The sequence below is a fragment of the Archangium sp. genome, assembly GCF_036277355.1.
Classification (GTDB): Bacteria; Myxococcota; Myxococcia; order Myxococcales; family Myxococcaceae; genus Archangium.
In genome coordinates this window covers 56,887-73,626 of the sequence record NZ_DASUNC010000195.1, presented here as the reverse complement: position 1 = coordinate 73,626, position 16,740 = coordinate 56,887, and the positions used below count along the sequence as shown (strand labels likewise).

Here is a 16,740-nt window from a genome sequence, read left to right as displayed (position 1 = left end):
ACGCCCCTCCCCGAAGCAGGCCCCTGTCGCGCAGGGGCAGGGCACCCTGGCCTCGCTGGTGGATGAGGGGGTTGGGCACACGCGGGAAGCGGTGAAGGCAAGGCTGGCGGCGGCGGAGCTCGAGGCCACGGGCCCGCGCCTCCCCAAGGACGTGGCGGTGCTCGAGAAACACCGCCCCGCCCTCGAAGCCCCGCCGCCCGAGGCCCGGGGCAACCCGCGCTGGCGCGAATACGTGGAGTACTACCACGAGCGCTTCAAGGAGGTGGAGAGTGGCACGGCCGCCGAGGGCCCCCTCAAGTGGGCTCCCTACGAGCAGCTGCGCGGGTGGTTTGCCCGGGGCATGGCCTTCGAGCGCGACATGGTGAAGCTGCTGCGAGAGGACGCACAAAAGCCTCGGTCACAGCGCCGCTTCCTCGGGGATTTCGACAGGCCTCTCGTTGAAATCCAGGTGGGCGTGAGGAAGCCGGGCACCGGCCTGCGCTTCGCGGATGTGCTCGTCATCGAGGAAGGCGCGCTCGGCGCAGGGCCACGGCGCGTGGAGTCCTTCAGCTTCAAGAGCCGCGACCTTTCGGGATTGAAGTACGAAGATCTGAAGGCGCAGATCGTTACGGATGCGAAGGAAGCTTTGAGCAAGTACGGCGAGACGCTGAATATCCGCCGAGGCGCCCTCCAGTCCCTTCTCCACGAGGGCAGCGAGGTGCCCGTCCAGCGGGTCCGCCTCGTCTACGAGGGAGGCGCACTCAAGCCCAAGGATGTAAAGCTGTTGGAGAGAGCCGTGAACGAAATCAAGAAAGCCGCTCCTGGAGTGGAGGTGCTGTTCCAATGAAAGTATTAGAGCCTCACGGCATGAAGCCCGAGGACAGCATCCTGCTCATCTTCGACGGTGCGTTCAATTCACAGGCAGCGCTGGAGCGCGAGGTGGAGCCCTTTTTCCAGGCGCTCGAGGAGTACGCCGGTGGGTGGAGGCCGGACGTCGTCAAAGGCAAGTGGCAGCGCAAGTACGCCCGCGCCGCCCTCTGGAAGTCGCTGGAAGAAAAGCGCGATGGGTCCGGGACGTCCATCGGGCTCTACCGGACGAAGTGGCCCGCGTTGGATATGTCGTTCGGGCTCTGGTTTCCACCGCAGCCTCCCGAACTGAGAATCCTCATCAACGTGAAGCCGCTCTCCTTCTTCGCGGAGGCGGAGCGCTGCCAGCACTTCGTGGAAATGGTGCGCGCCTGGGCTTCCTGTTATCCCGTCACGTATGCCGAGGTCCACAGTCTTGATGACATGCAGTTGGCGGGCTCTCCCTTCTTCGGACGCGACGAAAAGACTTCTCGGGAGAACGGTTTCGACAAAATCTACGCGGTGTGGTGGCTCAACGTCTTCGGCCCCCATCTGGTGGAAACCGTGGGCCGTGAGCGCATGCTGTCCACCCCAGCCCACCGTGTGGAGGAACTGCCCAACGGCTCCGTCCTCCTGGTGACGTGGCCCACGGCGGCGGACTTCGCCAGCAAGGAGGCACGGCTCGCACAGGCCCGCGCTCACGCCCACCTCCGGCCAGACCTCGACTTCGACACCATTCTGAGCACCTTGCATGAGCGCAGTGCCATGCTCACCCCCGTGGAACCCCGCTTCCCCCCGGAGCTGGCCTCGCTTCTCTCCCGGGTGGTGGACCAGGCCGCCAGTCACGAGCGCCAGCGGAGGATTGCCGAGCTCAACGCATGGCAGCCACCCGAGCCCGAGGAGTGGCGCCCTGCTGACTCCGCCCTTCCCACCGACGTGGAGGACCCGGAGCGCGCTCGCGAGCACTACAGTACCCTCGCCGAGCACCTCGTGGCGCTGCTGCACTCGGAGGTGCCCTCGGTCTTCGCGGCTACGCCCGAGTCGCTCACGGATGCCGACTTCTACTTCTGGCGCGAGGAATTCCCGAAGAGCCGCCTACGGGAAGCCATTGATGATCACGCGGTGCCCGCCATTGGCGCGTACCTGGGTGAGGTGCTGGTGCGCAACCTGGGCGGCAGGTGGATTCCACGCCAGAAGCTGGAGGAGGCCCAGGTGCTCGTGGGCAACCGCGTGTGGTTGCCCTTCGTCCGGGCCCGCAACTACATGCGCTCGCGACAGTCGCTGCTGGACTACTCCCTCACCCACCTCTACCGCGTGGCCGAGCGGCACAGGAGCTGACCACCAGCGGGGAGCTCGGGAGATGTCCCTGCTCGGGTTGTCCATGGTCCAAACAGGCAAGCGCCTGAAGGCCCCCCCTTCCTCCCCCACCCGCCAGGCAGGAAGGCTTCAATTCGAGCAGTCTTCGCCGGAGCTGATCGGCCAGGGAGGCGCTCTCCCCAGCGCCAGAGTCATCAGAAGGTGACATGACCGGGACATAGCCCGGGAACAGGCTCCCGGCGCAATGACACACATCACCCCTTCCCGTCCCGGGTGTCTGTGATTGAGGCGCTCCTGGAAATAGAGCCGCGCCCCCTGTGACCTCCGCCCATGCGGAACGGCCACGAGCGCCTTGAAGATTGACAGTCGCGGCTCATTCTGTTTCAATTCCGGCATTCCCTGGGGGACCCGCAAGGCACGCGATTCGCGACCAGTGCGGAGGGCGGCCGTGACGTGTCCGTGACGCGGCTTTCCCGCCCCCTCACCTGGAACAGCGAAGGAGTGCCGCATGCCGCATCCCCGATCCCCTGTCGGTTCCCCCTCACGCCGGTGGTCCATCCCACTGGCCCTGACGCTCACCACCCTGCTCGCGGGCTGTGGCGGCCCCCTGGAGCCGGACGACCCCGCCCATCGCACCAGCGAGAGCGAGCCGCATCCCACCGTCAACCCCATCGCGCCCGCGGCGCCCATGCTCGAGGCCATTCCGGACACCGTGCTCTGTGACGCCGAGCGATGTGCCGGCGCGGAGCCCCTCCGGACCGTCAGCGCCGCCGCGCTCTACCGCACCGGCAAGCACGGCCGCGGCACCAACACCCAGCTTCCCATCCCGCAGAACCTCCAGCTCGCGGACATCGACGCGGACGGCTACTCCGACTTCGTCCAGTACACGAGCAACAAGCTCTTCGTCTCCAAGACGGACTTCAACAAGACGGGCATCCTCCACCTCTACGCCAACCGCCCCATCAAGCGCGTGCTGCTGGGCGACTTCAGCGGCGGCGGGAGCGATCAGACCTGCACCATCACCGACGACAACGCGCTGGCCTGCTATGGCGTCAGCCCCGACCGGCGGGAGCTCTGGTGGTGGTTCACCCAGGGCTCGTTCCTCGGCGACAACGAGGACGCCATCGTCGCCGACTTCGACAACGACGGCCGCGACGACGTGCTCGTCTACCCGCGCGGCGGCGGCGCGTACCGCATGTACTCCGTCAAGGGGAGCTGGTTCTTCAACCCCACCCCGAGCTTCAGCGCCGGCAACCTCGGCACCGCCGCCGCGGGCCTCCAGCTGCGCGCGGGTGACTTCAATGGCGACGGCCGCGATGACCTGATGATCATCAACGGGTACCGCCAGGTGCTCTATTACGTCTCCGTCTGGGACGGCACGTCCCACACCTTCTGGTGGGCCTTCACCAGCGTGGGCGGCTTCGTCGGCGTGGATGATCAGGTCACCGTCGCCCGCATCGACGACAACGCCGCCGACGACTTCGTCCTGCGCAACAGGATCACCGGCGCCACGCGCTTCCACCGCATGGACTACAACGGCGGCTACCCGCCGGCCATCACCGCTCCCGGGCTCGGGCAGATCAGCGCCGCCGGCAACAGCCAGATCTTCTGGGGCTACATGCACGGCTCGCTCAGCGAGCCCGGCTCCTACTGGCGCGACGACGCCATGGTGTACGAGCAGGGTTGGAACGGGTTCGCTCGCGCCGACGCGCGCTGGGACGGCTCGCAGCTGACCTACTGGTGGGTCTACAACCAGTACGCCCCCAACAACCACACCGGCTGGGCCACCTTCACGGCCAAGCCCTGGCTGCTGCTCAAGTGCAAGTTCTCGGACATCGCCACCACGCCGCAGACCGACCAGTTCTACCGCGACCTCATGTACAGCGCGCTCGTCCCGTACTGGCGCGAGGTGTCCTACGGCTCGTGGGACCTGTCCGGCAGCACGGTGAAGGATGGCTGGTACACCATGTCCATCACCAACGCCGCCTGGTCTCAGCCGACGGTGAGCCGCTGGGACCGCGTGGGCTACTGCATGAACGCCTACGGTGGCTCGACGGCGGGCTATGTGAATGTGATTGGCCTGGTCAACGGCGAGGGTGACGCTGGCAACCATGGGGGCCGCGTGCTCGCCACGCCCAACAGCTCCAACTCCACGTTCCTCGCGCACGAGACGGGCCACACGTTCGGCTGGTGGGACCACTCGTTCGACGACACCACGCGCAAGGCCGCCGACTGGTCGGCTCCCGGCGAGTACTACGATCACTGGGACATCATGAGCGCGATGAACGTCAGCGCCTTCTCGCACCCGCAGGGCGTGGTCGCCGGCCCGGAGATGAACGCGCCGTACCGGACGAAGCAGTCGTTCATCCCGGCGCACCGCCAGACGCGGCTCGTCCCCGGCACCAGCTACCAGACGTGGCGCTCGAACATCGCCGCGCTCAACCGTCCCGAGGCCAACGGCCCCCTGATGGTGCGCATCGGCAACGACGACGCGAACTACTACACCCTCGAGTACCGCATGCCGAGCGGTTGGGATCAGGGCATCCCGCGCGCCACCGTGCTGGTCCACCGCGTCACCAATGGCATCTCGGTGCTCATCACCGCCAACGGTGGCCCGGAGCGGCTGGCCGGCTCGTCGAGCAGCTACACGCTGGGGGGCCGCACCTTCACGGTGACGGTCAACGCGTTCGCCGCCGCGGGCTACACCGCCGACGTCAGCGTCACGTACTGACGCAGCGCCGCTGCAACTGGAACCGAGCGGGGCCGTGCCGGGTGCGCACGCCCCGCTCTTTCCTTTGGAGGCCGGAGGGGCTGGCCTTTCTTGGAGTCACGGTCTACGGCAACGGCACCTTGGGGAGGGTGAGGGTGCGGCCATCCGCCCCCCACAGACGGAGCATCACCTCTCCGCGAAGAGTTCCACGCGCTGCGTCTGCTTCAAAGAATACTCGCCGGGACTGCTGGGGCGGGATGGGTTCAGCCTGCCCGACGCGCACGCCCTCCAGCAGTATCTCGCCAGCAGCGCTCGTCAAGGACGCGCCCTCTACGCGCCAGGGCGTGGTGCCGGAGTTCAGCAACCACACCTCTCCCGCCACGGTTTTCAGGGACCGATAGGTGATGACTCGCCAGGTGGAGAGGGCGTCGTCCGATTCCTGTTGAGTCGGCCCCAACTTCAACTCCAGCGCTGGGATGCCGGTGTCGTTCAATGCTCCAGCGAGAAGAAGGCCACGGAGCCCACCGGACTGGGTCCGTTGGGCGCGGAGCCGCTCGACCTCCTCCTGCAGCTCCTGGTTCTTCGCGTGCTCCTGGGCATTCTCCTGGAGCAATGAGGCCCGGGAACGCGGGTCCCGGTACACCTCCACCTGCCGGGTCGAACGCCCCGGGTGGGCCACCAGAGAGAAGGTCACACTCTGCGCTCCTCCTTGGAGACGCGCCGTGAGCCGAAGCCGCTCTCCAGGCACCATGTCCGGTGGTGGAACGAGGCTGAAACTGCTCCTGCCGCGCAACAACTCAGCGAAGCGGACCTCATCCTGAAGCTCGACGTCCACTGGGGTGTCGAAGAGGAAACCCGTGAGAAGACCTGGACTGACGCATACCTCCGCGTTGACCCGAGGAGCCATGGATAACTCGATGCGTTCGATGTCCTCACAGGGATGCGTACCGGGCGGCTGTTCCGGGTTTACCTGGAGAAGCAGGGCCACCAGGGAGGCAGATGCGGTGTGCGGCATGGGTGGCTCTACTCGAAGCGCTCGACGGCCTGAACGGAGACAGAAGAGTGGATGATCGGCCGGGCAGCCGTACTCCCAGTCTCCAGCGCAACGCCGAGCGGCGGGTACACGCCGATCGTCATCATCTGAAGACACACGGGCACTGTTTCCCCACCAGGCAACGTGGCCTTGGTGAAGCGACCGTAGACGCGCTCCGCACCGAAGTAGAGGCGTCCAGTGAAGATGGTCCAATCGGGGAAGAGGCCCCACGGGCCGATGATCTCGGCGGAAATCTCCCCCTCGCGCACGGGCATGAGGCGGCCCCCCTGACGCATAGTGCCCAAGATCGCGCCATGGGCCGCCTTGAAACCGAGCTCGTAGCGCGCATGAGCCTCTACCGCTCCAGGCGGGCACTCCTCAGGAGGGGGCTGGGGACGCGCTTTCGGCGTGCTCACACAGCCAGCGCTGGCAACACAGCCGGCGGCAACCAGGGTGCGGATCGTCTTGGACTTCTGCATCGTGGGCTCCTCGTTGTTCGTCGCGGCGGCGACGGGCGCGGGCAGTGGGGCCGCGCTGGGCGTAGCTTCCGCCACCCTGGCCGGAGGCACGACTTCCTGACCAGAAGCGTCCTGAAGCGTCGCATGTGCGGAAGGCGACGCTGTGCGTGGGGTGCCACCGTGAAGCGCGTACAACAGGAGAGCCAGAGCCGAAGTGAGTCCGAGCCCGCTAGCAGCCCACCACCACCGGGAGAAGTGGCGTCCGGGTTTCGCCGGAACTGGTGGGCTGTTGTGGCCGCTTCTCGGAAACATCGGTGTGCGCCAGGAGGAGTCCGCCTGGGTGCACTGCTCCAGCAGGTCCTCCGCGAGTGCCTTCGCGTCCGGGTATCGGTCCTCGAGCTTCTTCTCCAGCAACGCCATGCACACGTCGCTCAACACCGGGGGCACACGCGGGTTGAGCTCATGCGGAGCCGGCGGCGTCTCCTCGAGGATGGCCCGATTCAACCCGGGGTTGTTCCGGTCTCCAAAGGGGAGCGTGCGCGTCAACAGCCCGTAGATGACGACGCCCAGGGCCCACAGGTCATCTCCCGGGGAGAAGGGGTAGTGCTCGCCCTCCCACTGCCGGGCGAAGCGCAACACCTCGGGGCTGCGGTACTCGGCGGTGCCCGGCGGCAGCCGCATGGTCAGCCGGAGGGCTCCCTCCTTGAGGCCCGCCGCGCCGAAGTCCACCAGCACCGGCTGCCCGTCCGACTCGCGCATGATGATGTTGGCCTCCTTGATGTCCCGGTGCACCACGCCCGAGGCATGCACGTCCGCCAGGGTGAGCGCCAGGGGCAACAACACCCGCATCACCAGCTCGAGCGCGGAGGGATTCTCCCGGGCCGCCCAGGCGTCGAGCGTGAGGCCCTCGACGAGCTCCAGGGCCAGCACGAGGAAGCGCGGCTCCTCCTCGGGCCAGAGGCCATAACCGTGGAAGGTCACCACGTTGGGGTGCCGCACCAGGCGCAGCGCGGCGGCTTCCCGGTCACCTCGAGGGTGGAGGGCCACCAGCTTGACGGCGTAGGGCTTTCCGCTCCGCCTCGCGCGGTACACGGTGCCGAAACTGCCGGAGGCGATCGTCCCCTCCACGGTGAAGCCGGCCACCTGAGTGCCAGGAGTGAGCTCGGGCACTGCCCCCCACAACGGATTGCCTTCGTCGAACATACGGCGTCCCTCCAGAAGCCGCGGACACTACCAGAGAGAGAAGCGGGCAGGCCCTGACCTCGGGGGTTGGGGATGCGGCGTCCGGGTCCTCGGGGCGCTCAGCCGGGCAGCACAGCCGGTGTGCGGCTCATGATCGGCTTCCGCTACCCATCCATTTCCGCGGACCCCACCGCACAGGGTAGGCCACGCTGTTGACTTCCCAGGTGGTCCTTCAGACGGCACACGAAGTCTGGTCATTTGGAGTGTGTGAATTCCTCCCTCCATCGCATCTCCTTCGCCATTGCGCTCGCTGTCGCGCTGGCATGCCTTCCCACCGCATCTCGTGCCCAGGAGCAGTCCGAGCGCTACATCGCCGCTGGCGAGCGCCTGTATGAGTCTCTCGAGTACGAGCGTGCCCTGGCACAGTTCGCCCAGGCCCGGCGCCTTCCCAGGAGCCTTGTCCAGGATGTGCGCATCGCGCTCTTCGAGGGGCTCATCCTTTCGGATATGGGAATGCACGAGGAGGCAGTGGCCGCATTCAAGTCGGCCCTGTTGCTGGAGCCGGAAGCCTCGCTGCCCGCGCCCGCTTCACCTCAACTGACGCGAGAGTTCGAGGGAATTCGCAAGGAGGTGCGCGAGGAATTGGCCGCTCGCCAACGCAAACAGCAGGAGGCATCCACCCCGGCCGGTCCCACCGTTCTCCTCCCGTCCGGCGCCCCGCCACAAGCGCGCCCGTCCTGGTTGAACACGCGAGTGTCCCTGGGCAGGGTGTCCGTTCCCACGCCCACGCTCGTGCTGCTCGGCAGCGGCGCGATTGCGGGCGGGGTGGGCGGCATCTTCGGGCTGCAGAGCCGCGCACAGGTCCAGGCCACCCGCGAGGCGGCTTTTCGCGACGAGATGGTGGCCCGGCATGGTGAGGCAGTGAGTTCCGCGCGCGTGGCCAACCTGCTCTTCGGTGCCGCCGGGCTCCTGGGTACTGGCGCCGCCATCAACTGGTTGCTTTCCGGTACCGGCATGGACTCCCAAGCGAAGGGGGAGCAGTGATGATGAGGGCGAAGATGTGGAAGTTGGCGGTCTTGACCAGCCTGGGTCTGGCGGCGTGCCTGGTTCCCGCGCTCGAGGAGTTCGATCAGGAGAAGCCTCGCGGCTGTAATACCGAACACCCCTGTCTGTCGGGCTTCGCCTGCGTGGAGGGTCATTGCCAGCCCGAGGAGGGCACGGCATGTCAGCCGGGCTCGACGGCCGCTTGCGGACTGGAGGCCGGCGAGTGCCAGCCGGGCGTCCGGACCTGTGGTGATGAGGGCACCTACGGCCCCTGCGTGGGCGCTTCGTTGCCCACCACCGAGGTGTGCAATGGCAAGGACGATGACTGTAATGGCAGCACGGACGAGCAGTTGTCCTGCGCAGATGCGGGTGACCTTTGCGCGGCATGCGCCACGGAGGGACGCACGTGCGTGGACGGCACATGCGGAAGCTGCCTGGAGGGATACTTCGCGGAGGGCTCCCGGTGCCTTCCCAAGCGAGCCCTCGGAGAGTCCTGTGCCGAGAACGCCCATTGCGGCTCTGGTTTCTGCGTGGATGGCTCCTGCTGTGACCAGGCCTGTACGGGTCCGTGTGAGCGCTGCGATGTGACCCGGGGCACCTGCTCGGCAGCGGAAGACGGAAACGCGGGCGATCCGCTTTGTGCCCCCTACCTCTGTGATGGAACCGGCGGGGCCTGCCCCATCCGATGTGCGGCGAACGAGGACTGTGCTGCTGGTGTCCTGTGCGTCAACAACCGCTGCGGAGACAAGCTGCCACTCGGCGCGGCCTGCACCGTGTCGGGCCAGTGTTCTTCAGGTCATTGTGTCGATGGCAATTGCTGTGGCGCTGCCGCCTGCGACAGCCCGCCGGGGCCTTGCTACCAGACGGCGGGCACCTGCTCGAATGGGGAGTGCAGCTACACCCCCAGGCCGGCAGGAACGTCCTGCGATGACAGCAACCCCGGAACCATCAACGACGTATGCAACAACTCCGGAGTGTGCGCGGGGACGGTGCCGGTATGCAACACCCCACCCAACACCCAGTGCTACAACTCCACCGGCTCCTGGGATGGAGCCAAGTGTGTGTACACGCTCAAGGCAGCGGGTAGCAGTTGCAGTGACGGCAACGCCTGCACCACGGGTGACGTTTGCAACGCATCCGGCACCTGCGGCGGCAGCCCGGTAGTGTGCAACAGCGCTCCAAGCCAGTGCCATGAGCCCACCGGCACATGCAGCGGTGGCACATGCAGTCACGCCCTCAAACCCTCGGGCACCTCCTGTAATGACGGCAACGGCTGCACCACGGGTGACGTGTGCAACAGTTTCGGCACCTGCGGCGGCAGTCCGGTAGTGTGCAACACCGCTCCGAGTCAGTGCCATGAGCCCACCGGCACATGCAGCGCTGGTACATGCATTCACGCCCTCAAACCCTCGGGCACCTCCTGCAATGACGGCAACGCCTGTACAGCGGGTGACGTGTGCAAAAGTTTCGGCACCTGCGGAGGTAGCACGGTGACTTGTCCGAATAGAGACTCGGAATGCCTGATCAGCAGGGGATGTCATGCCTCATTGGGCTGCGTCTATGACAACAAGTGCACGAGTCTCCAATACTGCAATGGTTACGGACAATGTTGCTCAAAACCCCTATCCATTAATAACGCCTCCAGCATGCCTCCGTCCTGTCCGTTGTATTAGTTGGTAGAAACACTGCAGGAGGGGAGGCGCTTGGATTGGGGCCGGGCGAAAACCGAATCGGTGCACCGCCTGACTCAGCCAGGGCACGTTCAGCACGCGGTGGACGCACGGGCTCGATGAAAGACGTGCGTCCGCGTTGATTCTCGGTCACGCGACAGGAGAGGGCTTTGCTGCGCATCGGTAGGTACCAACTCGTCAGCAAACTCGCCACGGGGGGCATGGCCGAGGTGTACCTCGCCAGGTCCGCCGGTCCCATGGGCTTCGAGAAGACGCTCGTGCTCAAGCGCATCCTCCCGCACCTGGCCGAGGATGCCCATTTCGTGGAGATGTTCCTGGCCGAGGCGACGCTGGCCGCGCAGCTCGGGCACCCCAACATCGTGCAGATCTTCGATTTTGGTGAGTGCGATGGGTTCTATTACCTGGCGATGGAGTACATCGACGGGCCCAACCTGCGCACCCTGTCCAAGCGTGCGCGGGCGGCGGGGATGGTTCTGCCACCGGCCTTCTGCGCCAGGATCATCGCCTCGGCGTGCGAAGGCCTGGCCTACGCCCATGACTTCGCGGACCCGAGGACCGGCGAGCCTTTGGGCCTCATCCACCGCGACATCAGCCCGGACAACATCCTGCTGTCCCGCCAGGGTGCGGTGAAGGTGGTGGACTTCGGCATCGCCAAGGCCATCAACCAGAGCCACAAGACCCAGACGGGCTTCATCAAGGGAAAGATCGCCTACATGCCGCCGGAGCAACTCCAGGTCCGGCTGCTCGACCGGCGCGTGGATGTCTACGCGCTCGGCATCGTCCTGTACGAAATGCTCACCGGCCAGAAGCCCTTCGATGCCACCACCGATGTGAGCATGATGCAGGCCATCGTGTCCGAGCCCATCGTGCCCGCGGTGTCGCGCCGGCCGGACCTGCCACGGGCCCTGGGAGACATCCTCGACAAGGCGCTCTCCAAGGCACGTGAGCACCGCTACCCGGATTGCCGCGCCTTTCAGGCGGAGTTGGAGCACTTCATCCACTCCAGTGGCGAGCCGGTAGGCGCCTACCAACTGTCGCGGCTCGTGGCCCGGTTGCCTGAAGAGAAGACGGGGCAGGTGCACCCGCCTCGTCCCGGGAGTGGTCCCACCCGCCGCTCAGGTAGCGACACACACCAGGCCAGCGACATGACGAGACTGGCCAGGAACGAGTCGGACACAGGCGCCGCGAAGTCGGATGCGCCCACCCTTGTTTCGTCCAGCAGCCACGCCACGGTCGTCGCCGAGGCGGAGGATCCTGTTCCGCCCTCGCGTCGCACGGGCAGAAGGAGTGCATTGGCCGGTCTCGCGCTCTTCACGTTGGCCGGCGGGGTTCTGCTCTTGCGCGACCCTGGTTCCACCCCGAGCGCAGCACCCGCCGGGGCCGTTGCGACCACGCCCGCCATCCAACAGCCTCCAACCGTGCCTCCACCTGCGACGGCAGTGCTCGCCGAGAACGAACAGCCCGCTCCCCAGCCTCCCATCCCCGCCGCGCATTCCGAGGCCCAGACCGCGAAGGAAGGGCCAGCAGTGCGCGCCAAAGCCGAGGGGAAAACGGCCAGGGGAAAGCGCGGGATCCAACCTGCACCGGTCGAGGCAGGCACGCTGGAACCTCCACCCTCTTCACCTGGGACGGGCATCCTGGAGTTCCGCATCCGCCCCTACGCGACCATCTACCTCGATGGCAGGCAGTTGGGTCCCACGCCGGTGCCTCCTGTCGAGGTCGAGGCAGGAACCCACACCGTCCGACTCATCAACCGGGAAGCGGGCAAGGATGTTGTCCGAACCATCGACATCCGGGCGGGTCAGTCCTTCACCTTCAAGTACAACCTCCTCGAGGCGGAGCAGCGCTGAAGAGCCGAAGAGGGCCGCCACCTCCCCCCCTCCTCCCCATTTTCAACCCCCCCATGCGTCGGAGGCACGGCGCTCCAGCCGAGGTTGAGGGCGGGGCTGTTGGATTCGTACAAGCTGAAGCTCATTCAGGCGGCATGTTTGGCCATCCCACTCCGCTTGGACGGGGGTACGGGGCCAGGGCGAGGCCGCCCGGCACCCGTCATTCATTCCGGAACCACTCCGCTGGGATGCCGAGGGCCGCGAGAATCCGCTCGGGCGAGCGCTCGCCCTTGACCTCACTGAGAACAGGGAACGGCGGAAACTCCTCAGACGGTTGTGCGAACTGCCCAATGCACGCTCCTCCTTGGAGCACATTGACAAAGAACGTATCCAAGTCCGGTGAGGCAACAACTCCATACACGCGCACATGCGGAAAATGCTCCGATACCGTAAGGTCAGCGCAACCCATGTCGCGCGTTCCGCTGGCGATGAGGAGCCCTCGCGGTGTGTCTTCGAGGCGATAATGCCCCGGGGGAAGTGTCGCGCCAGCATCTTCCTCGAGCGCGCGGTGCGCCTCCTGTGCGCGAACTCCTTCCGCCAATGCGACCGTCTGAAGCGGCTTTCTCGCGGGCAACTCTGACGTGTTCGCGTTTCCTGGCAGCGGACAACCTAGAGACGCCGCCAGGGCTGCTGGAGACTCCTCCAGGACATCGGGCGTGCCGTTTCTCCACGACATGACGGTCCAGGGGTCGTTGGCGCGCTCGATTGAGTACACGGGCTCATCACCTTCGAGCGACAGTGTCTTGGCGATCTGAATCTCAGCGCCTACGTCAATGGGGTTTGTCCCTACGAGGGCGTGGTAGCGGCCACTTCCCAGGCTCAACTCAAAGGGCGGCCCTTCTTCGTCCTCCTCATGTTCATCCAAGCCTAATGCGTCGAAGGCGCGTTTCTTCATCCAGGATGGATCGCCCGGGGCCAGGACCGCCCAGAGAGGCCACCGGTTCATTGCGCACCTCCGGACAAGTTCTCGGGTAGCTTGAACGCAGCGCGCAATTGCTTCGTCTCGTCCAGTATTTGGGCCTCCTCCAACTTGATGATTCGTGTGCCCCGCGTGTTTCTCTGTAGGAATCTGGCCAACTTGAACATGGTCGGCTCACTCAGGTTGCCTGTGATGACGAGAAATGGTTGTCCTCGAGGTGTTTTTGCTGCATCGGCAAGTTGGTTGAGGAGGTGTTGAAGCTGATCTACATGCTGCACCTCCACACCTGTACGAGTTGGAAAGGGACACGTGCTGCGCTCGGCCGGGGGTGCTCCTGCCTGGGAGCGCCAGCGCCACGAGGAATGTGGGAGGCTGTCCCCGTCAGGGTGCTTCCGGGCGACGAGTGCGTAGTCCTTCGCCATTCGGGCCGCCCCTTGAAACGACAACCGCCCAAGAAGATTACCCGGGCGACTGACTGAAGAGGACCCCATTTTCAGGACCACCCCCTTCACGGAGTGCACCCGGTGCTGGTGGGTCAATGGAAGAAGCAGCTGCTGGAGAGAGCGGCCGCGGCCTTCACCTCGGAGGCGATCGTCCCCTCCACGGTGAAGCCGGCTACCTCCGTGCCAGGAGTGAGCTCGGGCACTGCCCCCCACAACGGATTGCCTTCGTCGAGCATACGGCGTCCCTCCGGAAGGCGCGGACACTGCCAGAGAGAAGAGGGCGCAGGCCCTGACCTCGGGGGTTGGGGATAAGAGGGCCGCCACCTTCCCCACCCGCCGAGCAGGAAGGCCTACCGCGCTCGCGTGACATTCCGGCACTCCGTGGACTGATTTTCCATCTCGACACGAGGGGAGAATCCATGAAGGCCGTTGCCCTGAAGCGCTACCTGCCCAGTTCCCATCCCGAGTCCCTGCTCGACGTGGAATTACCGGACCCGGTCCCCCAGGGAAGGGACCTGCTCGTCCGCGTCCACGCCATCTCCGTCAACCCCGTGGATGTGAAGGTCCGCGCGCCCAAGGACAAGACCGAGTCCTCGCCGCGCGTGCTCGGCTGGGATGCCTCGGGCGTCGTGGAGGCCACCGGGCCGGACGTGAAGCTCTTCAAACGCGGGGACGCCGTCTACTACGCGGGCAGCCTCGTGCGCCCGGGCTGTGACAGCGAGCTGCACCTGGTGGACGAGCGCATCGTCGGTCCCAAGCCGAAGTCGCTCGATGACGCCCAGGCGGCCGCCCTGCCCCTCACCTCCCTCACCGCCTACGAGGCTTTCTTCGACCGCTGCGCCATCGACCCGGGTGGCAGGCACTCGGGCCGCACGCTCCTCCTCATCAACGGCGCGGGCGGGGTGGGCTCCATCGCCATCCAGCTCGCCAGACTGGCGGGGTTGCGCGTCATCGCCACCGCCTCCCGCCCCGAGTCCCAACAGTGGTGCCGCGACATGGGCGCCCACCACGTCATCAACCACCGCGAGAACATCCCCCAGCAGCTCGCGGGCCTGGACATCCCCGAGGTCGACTACGTCTTCAACACCGTCGACACCGCGGGCTACTGGGACACCATGTGCGACGTCATCAAGCCCTTCGGCCGCATGGTCTCCATCGTCGAGTCCAGCCAGCCCCTCGACCTGAGCCGGCTCATGGGCAAGAGCGTGAGCTTCTCGTGGGAGCTCATGTTCACCCGCTCGCGCTTCCAGACACCCGACATGGAGGAGCAGCACCGCGCCCTGAAACAGGTGGTCGAATGGATCGACACCGGCCGCCTCCGCACGACGCTCACCGAGACGCTCTCCCCCATCAACGCCTCCAACCTCCGCGCGGCCCACGCCCGGCTCGAGTCCGGGAAGATGGTGGGCAAGCTCGTCCTCGCCGGCTGGCGCTGACACCCACTTTTATAGCTTTACACGTTTCTCCAGGATGAGCCCGTGCTAGGCCATGCGCGGGACCCCCTCCTGGAGAACGCATGATGCCGCTGCACAATCCCTCCCTGATTCGACGTGGTGTGCTGGCCCTCCTCCTGGCCCTGCTCCTGCCGGCGCCCTTCGCCGCCGCGCATGGCCGGTATTTCAACGACGCGACGAGCATTCCCACACAGCATCCCAACTGGATGCGCTGGGTGCCGGACAGCACCCGGGTGTCCGCGCTCTCGCTGCCGGGCACGCATGACACCATGGCCGATGAGACGGAGTGGTACGTCACCGTCTTCGAACGCGCGTGGATCCTCACCCAGGGCCTGAATCTGCGTCCGCAGCTCGACGCGGGCGTGCGTGCCGTGGACATCCGCGCCCGCCACATCGGAGACCGCTTCACCATCCATCATGGTGCGTACTACCTGATGACCCACTTCGATGACGTGCTGGCCACCACGGTGCAGTTCCTCAAGGACAACCCCACCGAGACCGTATTGATGCGCGTCAAGAAGGAGCACACCGAGGAGAACACCACCCGCTCCTTCGCCGCGACGTTCGAGTGGTATCGCGATCAGCCCGCCTACAATCCCTACATCTGGCGGGGCACGTACGTGCCAACGCTGAGCGAGGTGCGCGGGAAGATCGTCATCCTCGACGACTTCGAGGGCGGTGACCACGGCATCAACTGGGGCAGCATCCGCCTGCAGGACGCGTGGGAGGAGACCAACACCACCAACAAGTGGAACCTGGTGCGCAACCACCTCGTGGCGGCCAACACGGGCGACCTCAACGCGCTGTACGTCAACTTCCTGAGCGCCTCGGGCGCCGGGGGAACGCCCGCGGGGATCGCGGATGACGTCAACGAGCAGTCCCTCCACTACCTGATGGGCGCCAACGTGCAGCGCACGGGCGTGATGATGATGGACTTCCCGGGCGCGGGGCTCATCGACGCCATCATCGCCCACAACTTCCGTCTGGCCACGAACGCGGCCTCCCTCGGCGCGGACTTCACCACGGCCTTCAACAACATCTCCTACGGCTGGCACGCCGATGGTGATGACAAGGCGAGGGATCGGGTCATCGAGGCGAGGACGTTCCTGGACCACAAGCTGCCGGGCATGTACTGGCACGTGATCGTCTCGGGCACCCCGGGAGGCGACAACTGGGGCTACTCCGCGACGCACTACGGACTGTACCGGCACTCGGATTGGGTGGATGGCTACAGCCACGTGGCGTTCAACACCCTGTCGAGCGACAGCGCGGTCAGCGAGAGCTTCCTGGCGAGCTATGTCGACGGCCAGCTCGGAAGCCTGAGTGGCACCGCGGAGAACCGGGCGGCGCAGCTGGCCTCCCGCGTGCGGGCCCGCTTCCCCTTCCAGTACTGGACCGTCCTGGTCAAGCGCACGCCCGGGGGCTTCGACAACTGGGCCTACACCTGGTGGGGCGCGCACTACATGCGCTGGTACGGGGACTATGCGTACGCGGTGTGGGGCTACGGCGCCCAGGCCGGCGTGTACCTCTACGAGCACGTGGGGTACCAGGGCGACGTCATCCACCTCACGGGGCCCACCTACGAGCTGAGCAGCCGGGGCTTCAACGACCGCGCGTCCTCCGTGCGCCTCATCGGCAACTACCGGGCGAACCTCTGGCAGCACGACAACTGGGGCGGCTCGGGGCTGTACGTCACGCAGAACATCGACAACCTGGGCACCCAGTGGAATGACCAGGCGTCCTCACTCGAGGTGTGGCGCTACTGAGCGGGCGCT

Annotated in this window: 9 protein-coding genes and 2 pseudogenes; 7 read left to right on the top strand and 4 right to left on the bottom strand. The window is 66.1% G+C overall.

Annotated features, from left to right (window positions below; genetic code table 11):
- The 3 genes and pseudogenes from VFZ09_RS48160 to VFZ09_RS48150 form a co-directional block, all read left to right on the top strand.
- Positions 1–826 (top strand): annotated as a pseudogene (locus VFZ09_RS48160) (hypothetical protein); the annotation flags it as partial.
- The gene (locus VFZ09_RS48155; protein WP_329734601.1) at positions 823–2,163 is read left to right on the top strand and encodes a hypothetical protein; all 1,341 of its coding nucleotides are present in this window, start codon (positions 823–825) and stop codon (positions 2,161–2,163) included. The pseudogene VFZ09_RS48160 and the gene VFZ09_RS48155, both read left to right, overlap by 4 nt.
- A 487-nt stretch (positions 2,164–2,650) precedes the next feature.
- The gene (locus tag VFZ09_RS48150) at positions 2,651–4,873 is read left to right on the top strand and encodes an FG-GAP-like repeat-containing protein (protein WP_329734600.1); all 2,223 of its coding nucleotides are present in this window, start codon (positions 2,651–2,653) and stop codon (positions 4,871–4,873) included.
- A 103-nt stretch (positions 4,874–4,976) separates the two neighbouring features.
- Here VFZ09_RS48150 and VFZ09_RS48145 read toward each other — a convergent pair whose 3' ends face one another.
- On the bottom strand, positions 4,977–5,867 hold the full coding sequence (locus VFZ09_RS48145) for a DUF2381 family protein (RefSeq protein WP_329734599.1): 891 nt from the start codon (positions 5,865–5,867) through the stop codon (positions 4,977–4,979).
- Between the two features lie 8 nt (positions 5,868–5,875).
- Complete coding sequence (locus VFZ09_RS48140) at positions 5,876–7,546, bottom strand: serine/threonine-protein kinase (RefSeq protein ID WP_329734598.1); 1,671 nt, start codon at positions 7,544–7,546, stop codon at positions 5,876–5,878.
- A 246-nt stretch (positions 7,547–7,792) separates the two neighbouring features.
- Between VFZ09_RS48140 and VFZ09_RS48135 the strand changes: the two genes are divergently transcribed.
- Both VFZ09_RS48135 and VFZ09_RS48130 read left to right on the top strand, forming a co-directional pair.
- Entirely contained in the window at positions 7,793–8,569 is a 777-nt protein-coding gene (locus VFZ09_RS48135) for a hypothetical protein (RefSeq protein ID WP_329734597.1), read from the top strand.
- 1,843 nt (positions 8,570–10,412) lie between these two features.
- Positions 10,413–12,077: pseudogene (locus VFZ09_RS48130) on the top strand (protein kinase domain-containing protein); the annotation flags it as partial.
- A 232-nt stretch (positions 12,078–12,309) separates the two neighbouring features.
- Here VFZ09_RS48130 and VFZ09_RS48125 read toward each other — a convergent pair.
- Positions 12,310–13,044, bottom strand: a complete 735-nt coding sequence (locus VFZ09_RS48125; protein ID WP_329734596.1) for a hypothetical protein — start codon at positions 13,042–13,044, stop codon at positions 12,310–12,312.
- Positions 13,045–13,603: 559 nt separating this feature from the next.
- Entirely contained in the window at positions 13,604–13,747 is a 144-nt protein-coding gene (locus VFZ09_RS48120; RefSeq protein ID WP_329734595.1) for a hypothetical protein, read from the bottom strand.
- A gap of 183 nt (positions 13,748–13,930) precedes the next feature.
- Between VFZ09_RS48120 and VFZ09_RS48115 the strand changes: the two genes are divergently transcribed.
- Complete coding sequence (locus tag VFZ09_RS48115; protein ID WP_329734594.1) at positions 13,931–14,947, top strand: zinc-binding alcohol dehydrogenase family protein; 1,017 nt, start codon at positions 13,931–13,933, stop codon at positions 14,945–14,947.
- 80 nt (positions 14,948–15,027) lie between these two features.
- Positions 15,028–16,731, top strand: coding sequence for a phosphatidylinositol-specific phospholipase C domain-containing protein (locus VFZ09_RS48110; RefSeq protein WP_329734593.1), 1,704 nt, complete (start codon positions 15,028–15,030; stop codon positions 16,729–16,731).
- The last annotated feature ends 9 nt before the right edge of the window (positions 16,732–16,740 follow it).

Bases quoted from the DNA above. Each gene is read 5' to 3' on its own strand.
- VFZ09_RS48155 (WP_329734601.1), top strand. From the start codon at position 823: ATGAAAGTATTAGAGCCTCACGGCATGAAGCCCGAGGACAGCATCCTG.
- VFZ09_RS48150 (WP_329734600.1), top strand. From the start codon at position 2,651: ATGCCGCATCCCCGATCCCCTGTCGGTTCCCCCTCACGCCGGTGGTCC.
- VFZ09_RS48145 (WP_329734599.1), bottom strand. From the start codon at position 5,867: ATGCCGCACACCGCATCTGCCTCCCTGGTGGCCCTGCTTCTCCAGGTA.
- VFZ09_RS48140 (WP_329734598.1), bottom strand. From the start codon at position 7,546: ATGTTCGACGAAGGCAATCCGTTGTGGGGGGCAGTGCCCGAGCTCACT.
- VFZ09_RS48125 (WP_329734596.1), bottom strand. From the start codon at position 13,044: ATGAAGAAACGCGCCTTCGACGCATTAGGCTTGGATGAACATGAGGAG.
- VFZ09_RS48120 (WP_329734595.1), bottom strand. From the start codon at position 13,747: ATGCTCGACGAAGGCAATCCGTTGTGGGGGGCAGTGCCCGAGCTCACT.
- VFZ09_RS48115 (WP_329734594.1), top strand. From the start codon at position 13,931: ATGAAGGCCGTTGCCCTGAAGCGCTACCTGCCCAGTTCCCATCCCGAG.
- VFZ09_RS48110 (WP_329734593.1), top strand. From the start codon at position 15,028: ATGATGCCGCTGCACAATCCCTCCCTGATTCGACGTGGTGTGCTGGCC.